The sequence below is a fragment of the Streptomyces sp. 4F14 genome (genome assembly GCF_048159485.1).
Lineage (GTDB): Bacteria > Actinomycetota > Actinomycetes > Streptomycetales > Streptomycetaceae > Streptomyces.
This window is the reverse complement of the sequence record NZ_JBLRVY010000006.1, coordinates 97,723-114,280: the sequence shown is the minus strand read 5'-3', so window position 1 is coordinate 114,280 and position 16,558 is coordinate 97,723. Positions and strand designations below refer to the sequence as shown.

General features: G+C 71.3%; 11 protein-coding genes. 8 read left to right on the top strand and 3 right to left on the bottom strand.

From position 1 onward, the window contains the following. Nucleotides 1-48 precede the first annotated feature (48 nt). The 6 genes from ACLZOT_RS11925 to ACLZOT_RS11900 all read left to right on the top strand — a co-directional run bounded on the left by ACLZOT_RS11925 (nt 49) and on the right by ACLZOT_RS11900 (nt 9,035). A complete protein-coding gene (locus ACLZOT_RS11925) occupies nt 49-1,518 on the top strand; it encodes an aldehyde dehydrogenase family protein (RefSeq protein ID WP_416968789.1) in 1,470 nt (489 codons plus the stop codon). Nucleotides 1,519-1,549: 31 nt separating this feature from the next. Further along, nucleotides 1,550-2,620 (top strand): quaternary amine ABC transporter ATP-binding protein, encoded by a 1,071-nt coding sequence (locus ACLZOT_RS11920; protein ID WP_416968788.1) that lies wholly within the window; start codon nt 1,550-1,552, stop codon nt 2,618-2,620. After that, nucleotides 2,617-4,593, top strand: coding sequence for an ABC transporter permease (locus tag ACLZOT_RS11915; protein ID WP_416968787.1), 1,977 nt, complete (start codon nt 2,617-2,619; stop codon nt 4,591-4,593). Before ACLZOT_RS11920 ends, ACLZOT_RS11915 begins: the two co-directional genes overlap by 4 nt. Beyond that, the gene (locus ACLZOT_RS11910; protein ID WP_416968786.1) at nt 4,590-5,546 is read left to right on the top strand and encodes an ABC transporter substrate-binding protein; all 957 of its coding nucleotides are present in this window, start codon (nt 4,590-4,592) and stop codon (nt 5,544-5,546) included. The genes ACLZOT_RS11915 and ACLZOT_RS11910 overlap by 4 nt, the downstream gene beginning before the upstream one ends. A gap of 182 nt (nt 5,547-5,728) precedes the next feature. Then, complete coding sequence (locus ACLZOT_RS11905; protein WP_416968785.1) at nt 5,729-8,167, top strand: GcvT family protein; 2,439 nt, start codon at nt 5,729-5,731, stop codon at nt 8,165-8,167. A 13-nt stretch (nt 8,168-8,180) separates the two neighbouring features. Next, nucleotides 8,181-9,035 carry a bifunctional methylenetetrahydrofolate dehydrogenase/methenyltetrahydrofolate cyclohydrolase gene (locus ACLZOT_RS11900; RefSeq protein WP_416968784.1) on the top strand — a complete coding sequence of 285 codons (855 nt, stop codon included), beginning with the start codon at nt 8,181-8,183 and terminating at the stop codon, nt 9,033-9,035. Between the two features lie 4 nt (nt 9,036-9,039). Here ACLZOT_RS11900 and ACLZOT_RS11895 read toward each other — a convergent pair whose 3' ends face one another. Beyond that, the gene (locus tag ACLZOT_RS11895) at nt 9,040-9,459 is read right to left on the bottom strand and encodes a nuclear transport factor 2 family protein (RefSeq protein ID WP_416968783.1); all 420 of its coding nucleotides are present in this window, start codon (nt 9,457-9,459) and stop codon (nt 9,040-9,042) included. A 263-nt stretch (nt 9,460-9,722) separates the two neighbouring features. Continuing rightward, nucleotides 9,723-11,183 (bottom strand): WD40 repeat domain-containing protein, encoded by a 1,461-nt coding sequence (locus ACLZOT_RS11890; protein ID WP_416968782.1) that lies wholly within the window; start codon nt 11,181-11,183, stop codon nt 9,723-9,725. Between the two features lie 391 nt (nt 11,184-11,574). On the opposite strand from ACLZOT_RS11890, the gene asnB reads away from it, so the two are divergent. Beyond that, nucleotides 11,575-13,416, top strand: a complete 1,842-nt coding sequence (gene asnB / locus ACLZOT_RS11885) for an asparagine synthase (glutamine-hydrolyzing) (RefSeq protein WP_416968781.1) — start codon at nt 11,575-11,577, stop codon at nt 13,414-13,416. A gap of 78 nt (nt 13,417-13,494) precedes the next feature. On the opposite strand, the gene ACLZOT_RS11880 is transcribed toward asnB, so the two are convergent. Continuing rightward, nucleotides 13,495-14,292, bottom strand: a complete 798-nt coding sequence (locus ACLZOT_RS11880) for a GNAT family N-acetyltransferase (protein ID WP_416968780.1) — start codon at nt 14,290-14,292, stop codon at nt 13,495-13,497. Nucleotides 14,293-14,419: 127 nt separating this feature from the next. Between ACLZOT_RS11880 and ACLZOT_RS11875 the strand changes: the two genes are divergently transcribed. Further along, a complete protein-coding gene (locus ACLZOT_RS11875) occupies nt 14,420-16,558 on the top strand; it encodes a hypothetical protein (protein WP_416968779.1) in 2,139 nt (712 codons plus the stop codon).

Sequence of the window (16,558 nt, the reverse complement as noted above, 5' to 3'; positions counted from 1 at the left end):
CAATATGGTGCACAATACGCAACGAAATTCACTCGAAGGGCTCCACCCGTGGCAGACCTGTATGTGGACGGTGAATGGCGGGATTCGGCCGCCGGAGGCCGCCGTGAGATCCGATGTCCCGCCGACTGCTCCCTCGTGGCGACCGTCGCGGAGGCGACCCGCGCCGACACCGAAGCGGCGATCGCCGCCGCCCGCCGCGCCTTCGACACCGGCCCCTGGCCCCGCACCCCCGAACGCGACCGAGGCGCCGTCCTGTCGCGCACCGCCGGCCTCATCGAGCGGGACGCCAGGGAATTCGCCCGCGCCGAGTCCCTCGACACCGGCAAGCGGCTCGTGGAGAGTGAGTACGACATCGCCGACGTCGTCTCCTGTCTGCGCTACTACGCCGGCCTCGCGGGCACCAGCGCGGGCCGCGTCATCGACACCGGCCGCGACGACGCCATCAGCCGCGTCGAATACGCCCCCGTCGGTGTCTGCGGACTCATCACCCCGTGGAACTACCCGCTCTTGCAAGCGAGTTGGAAGGTTGCCCCGGCTCTCGTCGCGGGCAACACGTTCGTCCTGAAACCCAGCGAACTCACCCCCTCCACCGCGATCCTCCTCATGCGCGCCCTCGAAGAAGCCGGCCTCCCGGCGGGCGTCGCCAACCTCGTCCTCGGCGCCGGAGCCGAGGCGGGCGCCCCCCTCGCCGACCACCCCGACGTCGACCTCGTCTCCTTCACCGGCGGCCTGGAGACCGGCAAGCGCGTGATGGCGAGCGCCGCCGCGACCGTCAAGAAGACGGCCCTGGAACTCGGCGGCAAGAACCCCAACGTGGTGTTCGCGGACGCCGACTTCGAGACGGCCGTCGACTTCGCGCTCACCGCCGTGTTCCTCCACTCCGGCCAGGTCTGCTCGGCAGGCGCCCGCCTCGTCGTCGAGGACTCCCTGCACGACCGGTTCGTCGACGAGGTCGTCCGGCGGGCTCAACTCATCCGCCTGGGCGGCCCGTTCGACGCCGAGGCCGAGACCGGCGCGCTGATCTCCGCCCGGCATCTCGCGAAGGTCGAGGCCTACGTCGCGGCGGGCATCGCCGAGGGCGCCGTCCTGCGCTGCGGCGGACAGCGGCCCACGGACCCCGTGCTCGCGGGTGGCTTCTACTACCCGCCGACCGTCCTCGACGCCTGCACCCAGGACATGCGCGTCGTGCACGAGGAGTCCTTCGGCCCTGTCCTCACCGTCGAGTGCTTCACCGGCGAGGACGACGCCGTACGCATCGCGAACGACACGGAGTTCGGGCTCGCGGGAGCCGTGTGGACCGAGGACGCGGGGAAGGCGCAGCGGGTCGCCCGGCGGCTGCGCCACGGCACCGTGTGGATCAACGACTACCACCCTTATGTGCCGCAAGCGGAATGGGGCGGCTTCGGGCGCTCGGGAGTGGGCCGGGAGTTGGGACCGACCGGCCTGGACGAATACCGGGAGCCCCGGCATATCTGGCAGAACATCCGACCCCGGCCCCAGCGCTGGTTCAGCGGCTGAGGCGCCGGGACACCTGAAAAGAGGTCCGACTGTGCTCCCCACGCAGACCGAGGTGCCGCAGCGGCGCGGCACACCCGAGGACTCGACCCCGGTGATCTCCGTACGTGACCTGTGGAAGGTGTTCGGACCGAAGGCCGACAAGGTCCCCGGCTCCGAGGAGCTGAGCGGTCTCGGCCGCCGCGAACTCATGGACCGCACCGGCTGCACCGTCGCCGTCCGGGACATCGGCTTCGACGTCGCCCCCGGTGAGGTCTTCGTCGTCATGGGCCTGTCCGGCTCCGGCAAGTCCACCCTGGTGCGCTGTCTCACCCGGCTGATCGAACCCACCTCCGGCGAGATCGTCTTCGAGGGCGAGAACATCCGCGACGCCGACCCGGCCCGGCTGCGCGAACTGCGCCGCCGCAAGTTCTCCGTGGTCTTCCAGCACTTCGGGCTGCTGCCCCACCGCAAGGTCCTCGACAACGTCGCCTTCGGGCTGGAGATACGCGGCACGAGCCGGGCCGAGCGCATCCAACGGGCCTTGGAGGTCGTGGAGTTGGTCGGTCTCGCCGGGTACGAGAATGCCTACCCCGACCAGTTGTCCGGCGGTATGCAGCAACGCATGGGTCTCGCACGGGCGTTGGCGGGTGACCCCGAGGTGCTGTTCCTCGACGAACCGTTCTCCGCGCTCGACCCGCTGATCCGCCGTGACATGCAGAGCGAGGTGATCCGCCTGCACCGCGAGGTCGGCAAGACCATGGTGTTGGTCACCCACGACCTCTCCGAGGCCCTCAAACTCGGTGACCGCATCCTCATCATGCGCGACGGCAAGACGGTCCAGTGCGGGACCGGCGACGAACTCGTCGGCGCCCCGGCGGACGACTACGTCCGCGAGTTCGTGCGGGACGTACCGCGCGGCGACGTCCTCACCCTGCGCTGGATCATGCGCCCCGCGCAGGACGGCGACGCCCTCGACGGCCCCGAACTCGGGCCCGACGTCGTCGTCCGCGAGGCCACCCGGGCCGTGCTCGCCGCCGAGAAGCCCGTGAAGGTCGTCGAGAACGGGAAGCTGCTCGGGATCGTCGGGGACGAGGAGATCCTCGCGGTGGTGGCCGGTCGATGACGACGACTCTGGAGAAACCCGCAACACCCCCACAGGCGCCGGAGGTTGACGCCCCGTCACCCTTGAGGTTCACCCGGCCCCGGGCCGTCGCGGCCGTTCTCGTGGGGTGGCTGCTGCTGTTCGCCGTGTTCAAGGGCGAGCAGACGCTGTCCCTCGCGGCGGCCGAACTCACCGACCTGCACCGGTGGTTCAACGACGTCAACGACTCCGTCGGCGCGAACCGCGACTCCAACCCCCTGTTCCTCTACTTCTTCAACGACATCCGCTCGGCGATCTCCCATCTCGTGCTCTTCGTCCAGGAGTTGATCTCCCAGCCGGCGGACGGCCGTCCCGTCCCGCAGATCGGCTGGTTCGGGGTCGTCGGGATCGTCACCCTCGTCTCCTGGGCCGTCGGCAACTGGCGGGTCGCGCTGCTCGCGGCGGCCGGCTTCACCTTCCTCGGGCTCCAGGGCCTGTGGCAGGAGAGCATGGACACCTTCGCCCTCACCCTCTCCGCGGTGCTCCTCGCGCTGCTGGTCGGGATACCGCTCGGGGTGTGGGCCGGGCTGTCGGACCGGGTCGACCGGATCATGACGCCGTTCCTCGACTTCATGCAGACGATGCCGACCTTCGTCTACCTCGCCCCGCTGACCCTGTTCTTCCTGATCGGCCCGGCCTCCGCGACCATCGCCACCGTCATCTACGCCGCGCCCCCCGCGATCCGCATCACCGCGCACGCCATCCGCACCGTCCCGTCGGTGAGCGTCGAGGCCGCCGAGTCCCTGGGCGCGACCCGGGGCCAGGCGCTGCGCAAGGTGCTGCTGCCGATGTCGCGCCGGACCGTCGTGGTGGGCGTCAACCAGACCATCATGGCCGCGCTCGCCATGGTCACCATCGCCGCCTTCATCGATGCGCCCGGTCTCGGCAGGACCGTCGTCACGGCACTCCAGTCCCTCGACGTGGGGACGGCGTTCAACGCCGGGCTCGCCATCGTCGTCCTCGCGATCGTCCTGGACCGGGTCACCACGGCCGCCGCCGAGCGCGAGCGGACCGGGTTCCGGTGGCGCCGCCACCTGATCGCGGCCGGCGCGGCGGGTGTCGCCTTCATGGTCTACGTGTCCCACACCTACGTCTGGGCCGCGCGGTTCCCCGGCAGCGGGCAGACCGGCGGGCGGATCGCGAGCGCCGCCGACTCCGCGGCGACCTGGGCGCAGGACCACCTTTCCGGCCTGACCAACGGTTTCCGGGACGCCGTCACCACCGGCCTCCTCAACCCCTTCCAGGCGCTGCTCACCGACTCCCCGTGGTGGCTCGTCGGCGCGGCCCTCGTCGCCGCCGGCGCGGTCCTCGGCGGCCTGCGCGCCGGCATCACGACGGCGGTCTGCGTGGGGCTGCTGGTCGGCACGGGCCTGTGGTCGGACACGATGACGACGCTGGCGTCCACGGCCGTCGCGACCGTCATGGTGATGCTCCTCGGTGTCGTCCTCGGCGTCTGGATGGGCGGCAGCCGCACCGCCGACCGGGTGCTGCGCCCCTCCCTCGACGCGGCGCAGGTGATGCCCGCGTTCGTGTACCTGGTGCCGTTCCTCGCGCTGTTCGGCGCGACCCGGTTCACGGCGATCGTCGCCGCCGTGGTGTACGCGGCCCCCGTCGCCATCAAGATCATCGCGGACGGCGTGCGGAACGTCCCGGAGGCGACCGTCGAGGCGGCCACCTCGGCAGGCGCCGGGACCTGGCAGCTCGTCACCAAGGTCCAACTCCCCATGGCGCGCGGCGCGTTGACCCTCGCCGTCAACCAGGGCCTGATCTACGTCCTGTCGATGGTCGTCATCGGCGGGCTGGTCGGCGCGGGCGCCCTCGGCTACGACGTCGTCGCCGGGTTCTCACAGGGCCGGCTGTACGGCAAGGGGCTCGCCGCCGGGCTCGCGATCGTGCTGCTCGGCATCATGTTCGACCGGATCACGCAGGCCGCCGCGCGGAGGGCTACCCGATGACACGACTGAGGCGAGCTGTACTGGGCGCTGCCGCGCTGTCTCTGACCCTCACGGGGTGCGTGGGGGCGAAGGTCAGCGACATGGCCCCCGCCGCGGGCGCCCACGGAAAGTGCGGCACCTTCAACCTCGCGGTCGGCCCCTGGGTGGGCATCCAGGCGAACGCGGCGGTCGTCGCGTACGTCGCGCGCGAGGATCTCGGCTGCGAGGTCGTCGAGAAAGACCTCAAGGAGGAGATCGCCTGGCAGGGCTTCGGAACCGGCGAGGTGGACGCGGTGCTGGAGAACTGGGCGCACGACGACCTGAAGAAGAAGTACATCACCGACCAGAAGACCGCCGTCCGGGCGGGCTCCACCGGCAACAAGGGCGTCATCGGCTGGTACGTGCCCCCGTGGCTCGCCAAGGCCCACCCCGACATCACGAACTGGGAGAACCTCGACAAGTACGCCGCGAACTTCAGGACCTCGGAGTCCGGCGGCAAGGGCCAGCTCCTCGACGGGGACCCTTCCTACGTCACCAACGACGAAGCGCTCGTCAAGAACCTGAAGCTGGACTTCAAGGTGGTGTACGCGGGCAGCGAGACCGCGCTCATCCAGGCGTACCGCAAGGCCGAGAAGAACAAGGAATGGGTGATCGGCTACTTCTACGAGCCGCAGTGGTTCCTGACGGAAGTCCCCCTGGTGAAGGTCGACCTGCCCGCCCACAAGGCCGGTTGTGATGCGAACGCCGAGAACGTCGCCTGCGACTACCCCCTGTACGACCTCGACAAGATCGTCAGCACCCGGTTCGCGAAGTCCGGGTCTCCCGCCTACGACCTCGTGAAGAACTTCCACTGGACCAACGACGACCAGAACCTCGTCGCCAAGTACATCGCGGTGGACCGGATGACACCGGAGGCGGCGGCGGAGAAATGGGTCGGGGCGAACCGGCGGAAGGTGGCCGCCTGGCTCAAGTAGCCCTGCTGGAGGGCCCGGTGGGCGGAGCGCTCAAATGCGCTTCGCCCACCGGGCGTTGCTGTTTCCAGGAGGGCGTTCTCCGGCGTCACCGGCCCTCTTGACACCCCCTTGCCCGCCGGGCACATTGAGTTGCGCAACCTGAAGTGCGTTGCGTACGAAGCAACTCAATCGGAGGTGCGGCGATGACGGGACCCCGAGTGGTCATCATCGGAGCAGGCGTCGTCGGCGCCGCGCTCGCGGACGAGATCGCGCAGCGCGGCTGGACCGATGTGACGGTGGTCGACCAGGGTCCGTTGCCGGCCACCGGAGGCTCCAGCTCGCACGCCCCGGGACTGGTCTTCCAGACCAACTCCTCCAAGGCGATGACCGAGCTGGCGCGCTACACGGTGGAGAAGTTCTGCTCCCTGGACGTGGACGGCAAGCCCTGCTTCCTCCAGGTCGGCGGCCTCGAAGTCGCCACCACCCCCGAGCGCCTCACCGAACTGAAGCGCCGGCACGGCTGGATCACCGCCTGGGGCGTCGAGGCCGAGCTGATCGACGCGGACGCGTGTGTGGCCAAGCACCCCCTGCTGGACCGTGCAAGGGTCCTCGGCGGCCTCTACGTCCCCACCGACGGCCTCGCCAAGGCCGTCCTCGCCGTCGAGGCCCAGATCCGCCGCGCCACCGGGAACGGCGTCCGCTTCCTCGCCCGGCACGAGGTCCTCGACATCCTCCAGGACGCCGGCCGCGTCACCGGCGTCCGCACCGACCACGGCGACCTCGACGCCGACATCGTCGTGTGCTGCGCCGGCGTCTGGGGCCCGAAGATCGCCCGCATGGCCGGCATGAACCTGCCGCTGACCCCGCTCGCCCACCAGCTCGCCTGGACCGGCCCGGTCCCCGCCCTCGCCGGCCAGACCGAGGAGGCCGTCCGCCCGATCCTGCGCCACCAGGACGCCGACCTCTACTACCGCGACCGCTACGACGGCATCGGCATCGGCTCCTACGGCCACCGCCCCATGCCGGTCTCCGCCGACGACATCCTCACCTTCGGCGACGACCGACCCATGCCGTCCGTCCTGGAGTTCACCGAGGACGACTTCGCCGACGCCTGGACCGAGACGCAGTCCCTGCTGCCCGCCACGAAGGACGCCAAGGTCGACGAGGGCATCAACGGCCTGTTCTCCTTCACCACCGACAACTTCCCGTTGCTGGGCGAGTCGAGGGACGTCAAGGGGTTCTGGGTCGCCGAGGCGGTGTGGGTGACGCACTCGGCGGGCGTCGGCCGCGCGATGGCCGAGTGGCTCGTCGACGGCCACTGTTCGTCGTTCGACCTCCACGAGTGCGACGTCAACCGCTTCGAGCCGCACCAGCTCACCCCGGAGTACGTCCTCGCCCGCGACTGCCAGAACTTCGTCGAGGTCTACGACATCCTCCACCCGCTCCAGCCCTCCGGCGACCCCCGCCCGATCCGCACCAGCCCGTTCTACGAGCGGCAGCAGGCGCACGGCGCGTTCTTCCTGGAGGCCAACGGCTGGGAGCGCCCGCACTGGTACGAGGCCAACTCGGCGCTCCTGGACGGCCGTTCCATCCCCGTCCCCAACGACTGGGCCGCCCAGTACTGGTCCCCGATCGTCGGCGCCGAGGCCCAGGCGACCCGCGAGACCGTCGCCATGTACGACATGACGGCCCTCAAACGCCTGGAGGTCACCGGCCCCGGCGCGGGCGCCTTCCTGGAGACCCTGACCACCAGCAAGGTCGCCAAGTCGGTCGGCTCGGTGACGTACACGCTGCTGTTGGACCACGGCGGCGGCATCCGCAGCGACGTCACCGTCGCCCGCCTCGCCACCGACCGCTTCCAGATCGGCGCCAACGGCAACCTCGACCTCGACTGGCTCACCCGCCACCTCCCCGCCGACGGCACCGTCCAGGTCCGCGACATCACCGCCGGGACCTGCTGCATCGGCCTGTGGGGACCGCTCGCCCGCAAGGTCCTCCAGCCCCTCACCGACGACGACTTCAGCAACGACGGCCTCAAGTACTTCCGCGCTGAACAGGCCCACATCGGCAGCGTCCCGGTCACCGCGATGCGCCTGTCCTACGTCGGCGAACTCGGCTGGGAGATCTACACCACCGCCGACCTCGGCCCGAAACTCTGGGACACCCTCCGCACGGCCGCCGAACCCCTGGGCGGCGTCATCGCCGGCCGCGGCGCCTTCAACAGCCTCCGCCTGGAGAAGGGTTACCGCTCCTTCGGCACCGACATGACCTACGAGCACGACCCCTACGAGGCGGGCGTCGCCTTCGCCGTGAAGCTCGACAAGGGCGATTTCATCGGCAAGGCCGCCCTGGAACGCCGAAAGACCTCCGTCCAGCGGAAGTTGACCTGCCTGACGATCGACGACCCGTACGACGTCGTCCTCGGCAAGGAGCCCGTGTACGACGGGGAGCGCGCCGTCGGGTACGTCACCAGCGCCGCGTACGGCTACACGATCGGCAAGGGCATCGCGTACGCCTGGCTCCCCGCCGAACTCGCCGTGCCCGGAACGGCGTTGCGGATCGGCTACTTCGACCGGCGCGTCGAGGCCGTCGTCGCCGAGGAGCCCTTGTTCGACCCGACCATGTCCCGGCTGCGTGGGTGAGAGGGGGGACGTGATGACAGCGCGACTGCTCGACGGCAAGGCCACCGCCGCCGCACTGCGTACCGAACTCGCCGACCGGGTCGCCAAGTTGACCGCCACCGGCGCCCCGCCGCCCGGTCTCGGCACGGTCCTCGTCGGCGGCGACCCCGGCAGTCGCGCCTACGTCGCCGGCAAGCACCGGGACTGCGCCCAGGTCGGGATCGCCTCGATCCGCGTCGACCTCCCTGCGGACGCGACGCAGGCACAGGTCGAGGAGGCGGTGGACCGCCTCAACGCGGACCCCGCCTGTACCGGCTACATCGTCCAACTCCCGCTCCCCGCGCACCTGGACGCGAACGCCGTCCTCGAACGCATGGACCCGGCGAAGGACGCGGACGGGCTCCACCCCGTCAACCTCGGCCGCCTGGTCCTGGGCGTCGAAGCGCCCCTGCCGTGCACCCCGCGCGGTGTGGTCGAACTCCTCCGTCGCCACGAAGTGCCCCTCGCGGGCGCCCGGGTCTGCGTCATCGGCCGAGGCGTCACCGTGGGCCGCCCCATCGGCCTCCTCCTCACCCGCCGCTCCGAGAACGCCACCGTCACCCTCTGCCACACCGGCACCAAGGGCATGGCCTGGCACGTCCGCGAGGCCGACATCGTCGTGGCCGCCGCCGGCGTCCCCGGCCTCGTCACCCCCGACATGCTCCGCCCCGGCGCGGCCGTCCTCGACGTCGGCACCACCCGCACGGACTCGGGCCTCGTCGGCGACGTCGCCCCGGACTGCGCCCGCACGGCGGGGTGGCTCGCGCCGATGTCCGGGGGAGTGGGGCCGATGACACGGGCGATGCTGCTGGCGAACGTGGTGGAGGCAGCGGAACGCAACGCGGCGTGAGCCGTCAACTGCCGGGTTCCCGGGCCCCGTTCAGCGGAACCCGGCGGGCCGACACCCGACGGCGACTGATCCGCCGGCCGTCCGGGGTGCGGACCACGACGTCGTCATAGGTGACGGACCCGCAGGAGCCGTCGACCGTCACGCCCAGGCCCTTCGAACGGACCTGGGCGCTGTCGGCGTCCGAGGCGGTCACGACGACGTTGGTGACATGGTGCGCGACGGGATTCGCCGGCCCCAGCGCGAGCGCGGCGTCCCGGAAGGCGGCGATGCCGATCAGGGGAGAACGGCCGAAGTCGTCGAGGTCGTAGACGATGTCGGGGGTGAGCAGCTCGTCGAGGCGGTGGAGGTCGCCGTCGTCGACCAGGTGACCGTGCAGCGCGATCAACTCGTGGATGGCCAGGCGGTCTTCGAGGGGGAGAGGCACAGGACTCCGGGGCGGGTGCGGGGCGCTGTCAGGGCTAGGGCGCTTCTGATGGATCTCCGCGGCGTCGCGGCGTTCGGCACTCCCCCAAGCTCTCCGAGCAGGGGGGACCCCCACTCGCCGCACCGCGCGAAAGCCCCCGTAGCGCCTCCCCCACTCGCGACTTCGCTTGAGCGGGGGGACCCCCATCGAGGACTTCCCCGCGGCCCCCCGAGAGCACGCACCGAACGCCGCTCCTTCTCCCACGGAGATCCATCAGAAGCGCCCTAGACCCGGGACAGCACGGCGATGTCGTCGCCGAAGCCTACGAGGAGTCGGCCGGTCGGGGTGAGGGCCGCCGCGCCGACGGGGTGGGGGAAGGCGAGGTCGGCCAGGAGGGTTTTCCTCGTGGAGTCCCAGAGGCGGACCTGCCGTTGGGCGACGTCCACCGTGGACGGTTCGGGCGTGTGCGGGGGCGGGACAGCCGCTTCCTCGCCGGTCGTCAGGTCCCACGCGCGGTCGTACTCGGCATAACCGCTGTCGTGCCGGGTCACGGCGTGGGGGCGGCCCTCGACGAGGGTCGTCCGTACGTGTGTCATGCCGTCGTAGTCGTTCGTGTCGGCGGACAGGGGGGAGCCGACGGGGGTGCCGGTGGCGAGGTCCCACAGGCGGAGGGTCTCGTCGGAGCTGACGGTGACGGCCACGGGGCGGCCGTCCAGGGTCGTCGTCGCGACTCCGGTCACCGCGGCGGCGTGCCCCGGGCGCCGGTCGCCCACAGGGCCCGCAGGGTTGAGTTCCCACAACTCGGCGTCGTCCAGGACGAGATGGCAGCGGTCACCCAGGTCGGCCGTACCGATCGTCTCCGCGCCGACCGGCAGACGGTCGATCTGCCGGAGCGGGTCCAGGCTCCATACGGCGGTGGTGCGCAGCGGCGTCCCCACGTACGGATCGCAGCCGACGGCGAGGACGTACGGCCGCCCGCCGACCGTCGCCGAGGCCATCACCCGAAGCTCGGCGTCCTCGCCCCGAATCCCCTGCACCCGCCGGCGGTCGGCCAGATCCCACACCTCGACCTCGCCGAGGAAACTCCCGGTCACGACATGCGGCCGGCCGTCGATGCCGACGACGGCCCACGAGAGCAGATCGTCGTCCTCGGACTCCAGCTCGCCCACGAGTTCCCGGGTGCGGAGGTCCCACACGGCCACCCGCTTCTCGTCACCGCCGAGGACGTAGGGCCCATGGGAGTCGAGGTGGTAGAACGCGGGCCCGGCCTTGCCGGTGGCGGGAAGCACGCCGACCTGATCGCCGGGACCCAGAACCCGGGGCAGGGAGTCGGGGCTCGCACAACTCACCCTGACACCAAGCTCGTCGACGACGACCTCTTGGCCACGCACGGAGGAGACGAGAGACGCGGTGCCTTCGGGCGTCCCGAGGAACCCGGGATGCACCTGCGCCCCGGTGGCCCACTCCACCCGCCACCCCGCTCCCGGCACACCCGGAATCCCGACGGCGGCGATGCGCTCCGACAACCCCCGGTCCCCGTACCGGGCCGCGTCCACGGCCAGAACCTGCCGCCGCACCCCGGCCTCGGCGTCCCGGTGAACGCTCAGCGAAGCCCGGTACACAGCCGCCGCCAGCGACTCGGCGTCCCCCGAGGCGAGAGCCAGCAGCGCCATCACCCGCTCGGGTTCGGCGGTGACCAGGAACGCGGGGTCGGTGAGAGCGCCCTTCGGAAGATCGCCAGACATACCCGGAACGGTATCCACGCACACCGGCGTCACCCGTGCCCGGGGACGACATTGCGTAGGAAGGTCAGTAGTTCCACCTAGCGCTCCCTCGCATGATCGTCGCGACCCGGCAGCACCCCCGTCGAGGGGAAGTTTTTGCTTGTGGCCGGTTCTCGGTGGGTGGGGGCCTGGTGGAGACCGAGGGTGAAGGCATGGCGTCGGCAAAGTCGGGCCGAAAGGTGGTGGTTGCCCGAGGCTCCTTTGTTTCGGGCGGGTTGACCGGTGATGATCCGCGGCGCACGCTCGGAAGTGAGTGGTAGATGCAACTTGTTTCCTGGGCGGGTGTGCTTCCGGCGTGGAGACGCGCTGGTGAGACGGGGTGCCCGGCAGGGACGCGGAGTGGAGGACGTGTATGTGTGGCATCGCTGGCTGGGTCTCCTTCGACCGGGAACTGCGGGGCGAGGGCGCCGTATTGGATGCGATGACGGAGACGATGGAGTGCCGGGGACCGGACGACAGGGGCGTGTGGGCGGAAGGGCCCGCGGGGCTCGGCCACCGCAGGCTCGCCATCATCGATCTCCCCGGCGGACGGCAGCCGATGACCTTCCCGACGCCTCACGGGAACGTCGCGATGGTGTACTCCGGCGAGGCGTACAACTTCACCGAGCTGCGCCGTGAACTCACCGACAGGGGGCACCGGTTCACGACCACCTCCGACACCGAGGTCGTCCTGCACGGCTACCTGGAGTGGGGCGACGAGGTCGCCGAACGCCTCAACGGCATGTACGCGTTCGCCGTCTGGGACGCCCGCGAGAGCAAGCTCGTGATGATCAGGGACCGCATGGGCATCAAGCCCTTCTACTACTACCCCACCCCCGACGGCGTCCTGTTCGGCTCGGAACCCAAGGCGATCCTCGCCAACCCCCTGGCCCGCCCCCGCGTCACCCTCGACGGCATGCGCGAACTGCTGACGATGGTCAAGACGCCGGGCCACGCGGTGTGGGACGGCATGGCGGAGGTCGAGCCGGGCACCGTCGTCACCGTCGACCGCGAGGGCCTGCACCGGCGCGTGTACTGGGAGCTGGAGACGAGGGAGCACACCGACGACAAGGCCACGACGATCGCGACGGTGAGGGAACTCCTCGACGACATCGTCCGCCGCCAGCTCGTCGCCGACGTCCCCCGCTGCACCCTCCTGTCCGGCGGCCTCGACTCCTCCGCGATGACGGCGCTCGCGGCACGCCAACTCGGCGAGCACGGCGAGAAGGTACGCAGCTTCGCCGTCGACTTCGTGGGCCAGGCGGACCACTTCCTCGCCGACGACCTGCGCGGCACCCCCGACACCCCCTTCGTGCACGACGTCGCCCGCACCGCGCACACCGAGCACCAGGACATCGTCCTGGACTCACGGACCCTCGCCGACCCGGAGGTCCGCGCGAAGGTGATCAGGGCCCGCGACCTGCCCGCCGGCTTCGGCGACATGGACGCCTCGCTGTACCTGCTGTTCAAGGCGATCCGTGCCGAGTCGACGGTCGCCCTCTCCGGCGAGTCGGCGGACGAAGTCTTCGGCGGCTACCTCCAGTTCTTCGACGAGGAGGCCCGCAAGGGCACCACCTTCCCCTGGCTCGTCAGCTTCGGCCGCCACTTCGGCCAGGACACCGAGACCCTCGACCCGGCTCTGCGCACCGCCCTCGACCTCGACGGCTACGTCGCCGACAGCCACCGGGGCGCCGTGAAGAACATCCAACGCCTCGACGGCGAGAGCGACTTCGAGTACGGCATGCGCCGCATGTCCCACCTCCACCTCACCCGGTTCGTGCGCATCCTCCTCGACCGCAAGGACCGCGCGAGCATGGCCGTAGGACTGGAGGTCCGCGTCCCGTTCTGCGACCACCGCCTCGTCGAGTACGTCTACAACACCCCCTGGTCCCTCAAGTCCTTCGACGGCCGCGAGAAGAGCCTCCTGCGCGAGGCGACCGCCGACCTGCTGCCCAAGTCCGTGTACGACAGGGTCAAGAGCCCCTACCCCTCCACCCAGGACCCCGCGTACGCCACCGCCCTGCGCGCCCAGGCCAAGGACCTCCTCGCCACCCCCGCCCACCCGGTGTTCGACCTCGTCGACAGGTCCAGCCTGCGCGACCTCGCCCACCGCGACACGCCCGTCAGCGGCCAGGCCGAGCGGCGCGGCCTGGAACGCACCCTCGACCTGGCCCTGTGGCTGGAGATGTACCGCCCGGAGCTGAGCCTCGACTGACGGCCTGGGGCTCGGCCTCGACCAGCCGCCGGGAGCCGAGCCCCGGCCGATCCCCGACTCCCTGCGCGATCACCCCTGTTACCCCAACGCCCAGAACGAGATCGGCGAGTTCGCCCGGAACCCGATCCTCGGATACACCGGCGCCCCCGCCGCCGTCGCGTGCAGGGTGGCCCGGGTCAGCCCCGTGGCCCGGCCACCCTCGTACAAGGCTTTCCGCGTCACCGCCTCCCCGTACCCCCGCCGCTCCCACGCCGGATCCGTCGCGACGAGGACGACGAACAGCCGCCCGTCCGTCTCGACGGTCGCCGCGCACGTCACGGGGACCCCGTCGCGCAGCCCCAGGTACGCGTGCACGCCGCTCTTCCACAGCGCGGACCCGACCAGCCCGTCCCGGCCGTCGTCCGGATCGAAGCCGTACGCACGGGAGTTGAGGTCCGCGTACGCCGTCAGCTGCTCGTCGTCGGTGACGCGGGCGAACGTCAGCTCCGGGTGGGTCGGTTCGGGCAGCGGCAGCAGGTCGCCGGCCATCCCGGTGCCGGGGAACGCGTAGGTGAGGCCCGCCTGTCCGGCGGCCGGGGCGAGGGCGGCACGGGCGTCCTCACTCAACAACTCCTCGAAGACCCACAGGAACCCGCCCCGCTTCTTGGCCCGCATGACGTCCGCCGCCTCACCCAACCGGCGCTCCAGGAGCGCGGGTCGGACCCCGGTCTCGGTGAGCGTCAGGCAGTTCCAGAACAGGAACCGGCTCTCGGCCCACCGCACGGCGATCCCCGGCAGATCGCGGACGTCGGCGTCCGGATTCCGGTCGAGTGTCAACGTCCGCCAACCGGACGCGAGTTGCTCCATCGACTCGATCGACTCCGCAAGGTCGTGCACTCCAGCCCCTTTCACCTATTCGTAACCACCCCAGTCAAGCAACTACGGAGTCAACACCACGGTATTGAGAGAGAATTGACGTGATCTCAGGGGGTACTCCGCAGCGCGCATCTCAACGGGGGTATGGATGGCGCACCGTGCACTCCACGGATACGAGCAACTCGTCGACACGTTCGTCCCCGCGGCCGTGGGCCTGGGTCCGCGCGGCACGGGAACCGCCTCCGGGTACCCGCGCGGCGCCCCGGTGATCACCGTGCACGGCGGGCGCGGCACGGGCAGGACGGCTGTCTGCGAGCAGTTGCACGACGCCCATGTGGGCCGGCTGCACGTGGCGAAATGGCCGATGCCCGGCGCTCAGCCGGTCGGCATGGCCCCGCCCCCCGACCAGGCGAACCCGCTGACCTCCCGCCCGCTCGCGGCGCTCGGCTGGCTGGTGCACGAACTCAACGGGGACGTACCGAAGTTCGGCCGCGTCGAGTTCCCCCGCTTCACCTACGGCCTGATGGCCGCGACGACCCTGTACGAACCCCTCTCCGCCGAGCACGCGGACGGCCCCCCGCTGGCGGACCTCCAGCGTCTCGAACACCGGCTGCGGGACCTGGAGGTCGCGCTGTCGGACGGCGGACGCCCCCTGTGGGACACGCTCGCCGCCTGGGTGTCGGCGGCGATCCCGCTGGTGACGGCGTTCGCGCCGGGACTCGGCCCGGTCGAGGAACTCCTCCAGCGGATCATCCAGCAGGCCGGTGAGCGCGGCGGCGCGAAGCTGGACCAGCCGGCGCTGAAGTGGTGGGACGAGGAGCTGCACGGGATACAGGGCTCCGGCATCAGGAAACTTCTCGACTGGGTGTTCCTGAGCCTGCGTCTCCAGGTACCCGCCGAGGCCCGCCGCGTTCTGGAGGCCCGGCTCGCCGCCGCGTTCCTCGCCGACATCGACGCCCACTACCGCCGAAGACACTGGCGCGTCCGCCCCCTCCCGCTGATCCTCCTGGACAACACGCACACCCCCACCGGCAGTCGCCTCCTCGACGTCCTGCTCACCGCCTACGCGCGGGCGGCGGGCCCCGAGAACGCGAAGGGCGCCGAGGTCACCCGTCCCGTGATCGTCGCCACCCGGCTCGGCGCCGGCCCCCGGCCCGCCACCCCCAAGCACCCCCACCCGCTGGGCGTCCCCCAGTTCGGCACCCTCGTCTGGCACAGCCCCCGCAGCGACCGCCGGGAAGCCTGGCAGGTGTGGCTGCGGGCGCCCGCGCTCGGCGCGGACAACATCGCCACCGCCCTCGGCGCCCCCTGCCCGCGCGGACTGCCCAACCTCGTCGAGCAGATCAGCGCCGGCCGGGCGGGCTGCGCGCACCCGCTGATCGAGGCCGCCCGCGAGACCCTGCGCACCGGACGCCGTACGGTCCTGCTGACCGCCGAACCCCAGGAGCTGGGCCCCACCCTGCTGAGCCGGCCGCCGGCGGGCACCGACCAGGAGGGCACGGTCACCGCCGCGCTCCTGCGCTACCTCGTCCCCGACCGGGCCCTCATCGACGCCCTCTTGCCGTGGGCGGTGGCGCTGCGCGCGGAGGACGTGCCGCACCTGCCCGGGTACGACCCGGACCAGCACCACCGCATCCGCGAACTCCTCAAGGAGGACCACTGGTACCGCGCCTCCTGGCCGGACTCCGCGCACCCCGCGATCGGCGACCGCACCCTGCGTGAACTCCTCCTGCACCACCTGCGCACCGAGGCCGGCCCCGCGCGCTGGACGGCCCTGCACACCGCCGCCCGCGACCGCCACGCCCCCGGCAGCGCCGCGCACCTGCACCACACGCTCGCCCTCGGCCGCCGCGAGGAGGCGATCGCCGGCCTGCACACGGCGTTCAGGGACACCGGCCGGCTCGGCTGGCTGGCCACCGTCCAGACCGTGTGCGCGGCCCCGCACCCGCCGGCCGGCCACGACGGGCACCGCCCGCGGCCCGCCGCGCTGTGCGCCGCCTGCCAGGGCCCGCACCCCGACGACCGGCACCGCGCGATCGGCCGCCTCCTCGACCTGCTGTGGGGGGTGTCGACGCTCTCCTCCCTGTACACGGACGACCCGGAGAGCCCCGACAACCGGCTGCGGCAACTGCTCAACGGCTTCGACGTCGCCTACGACGACCAGGGCGGCCCGGGTGACCCGGGCGACCAGGAACTGGCCACCACCGACGCCGCCCGCCGCTGGCCCGTCCTGCTCGCCCGGGGCCGGCGGGTCCCCGAACTCCCCATCGCCAGAAGGGATCACTGA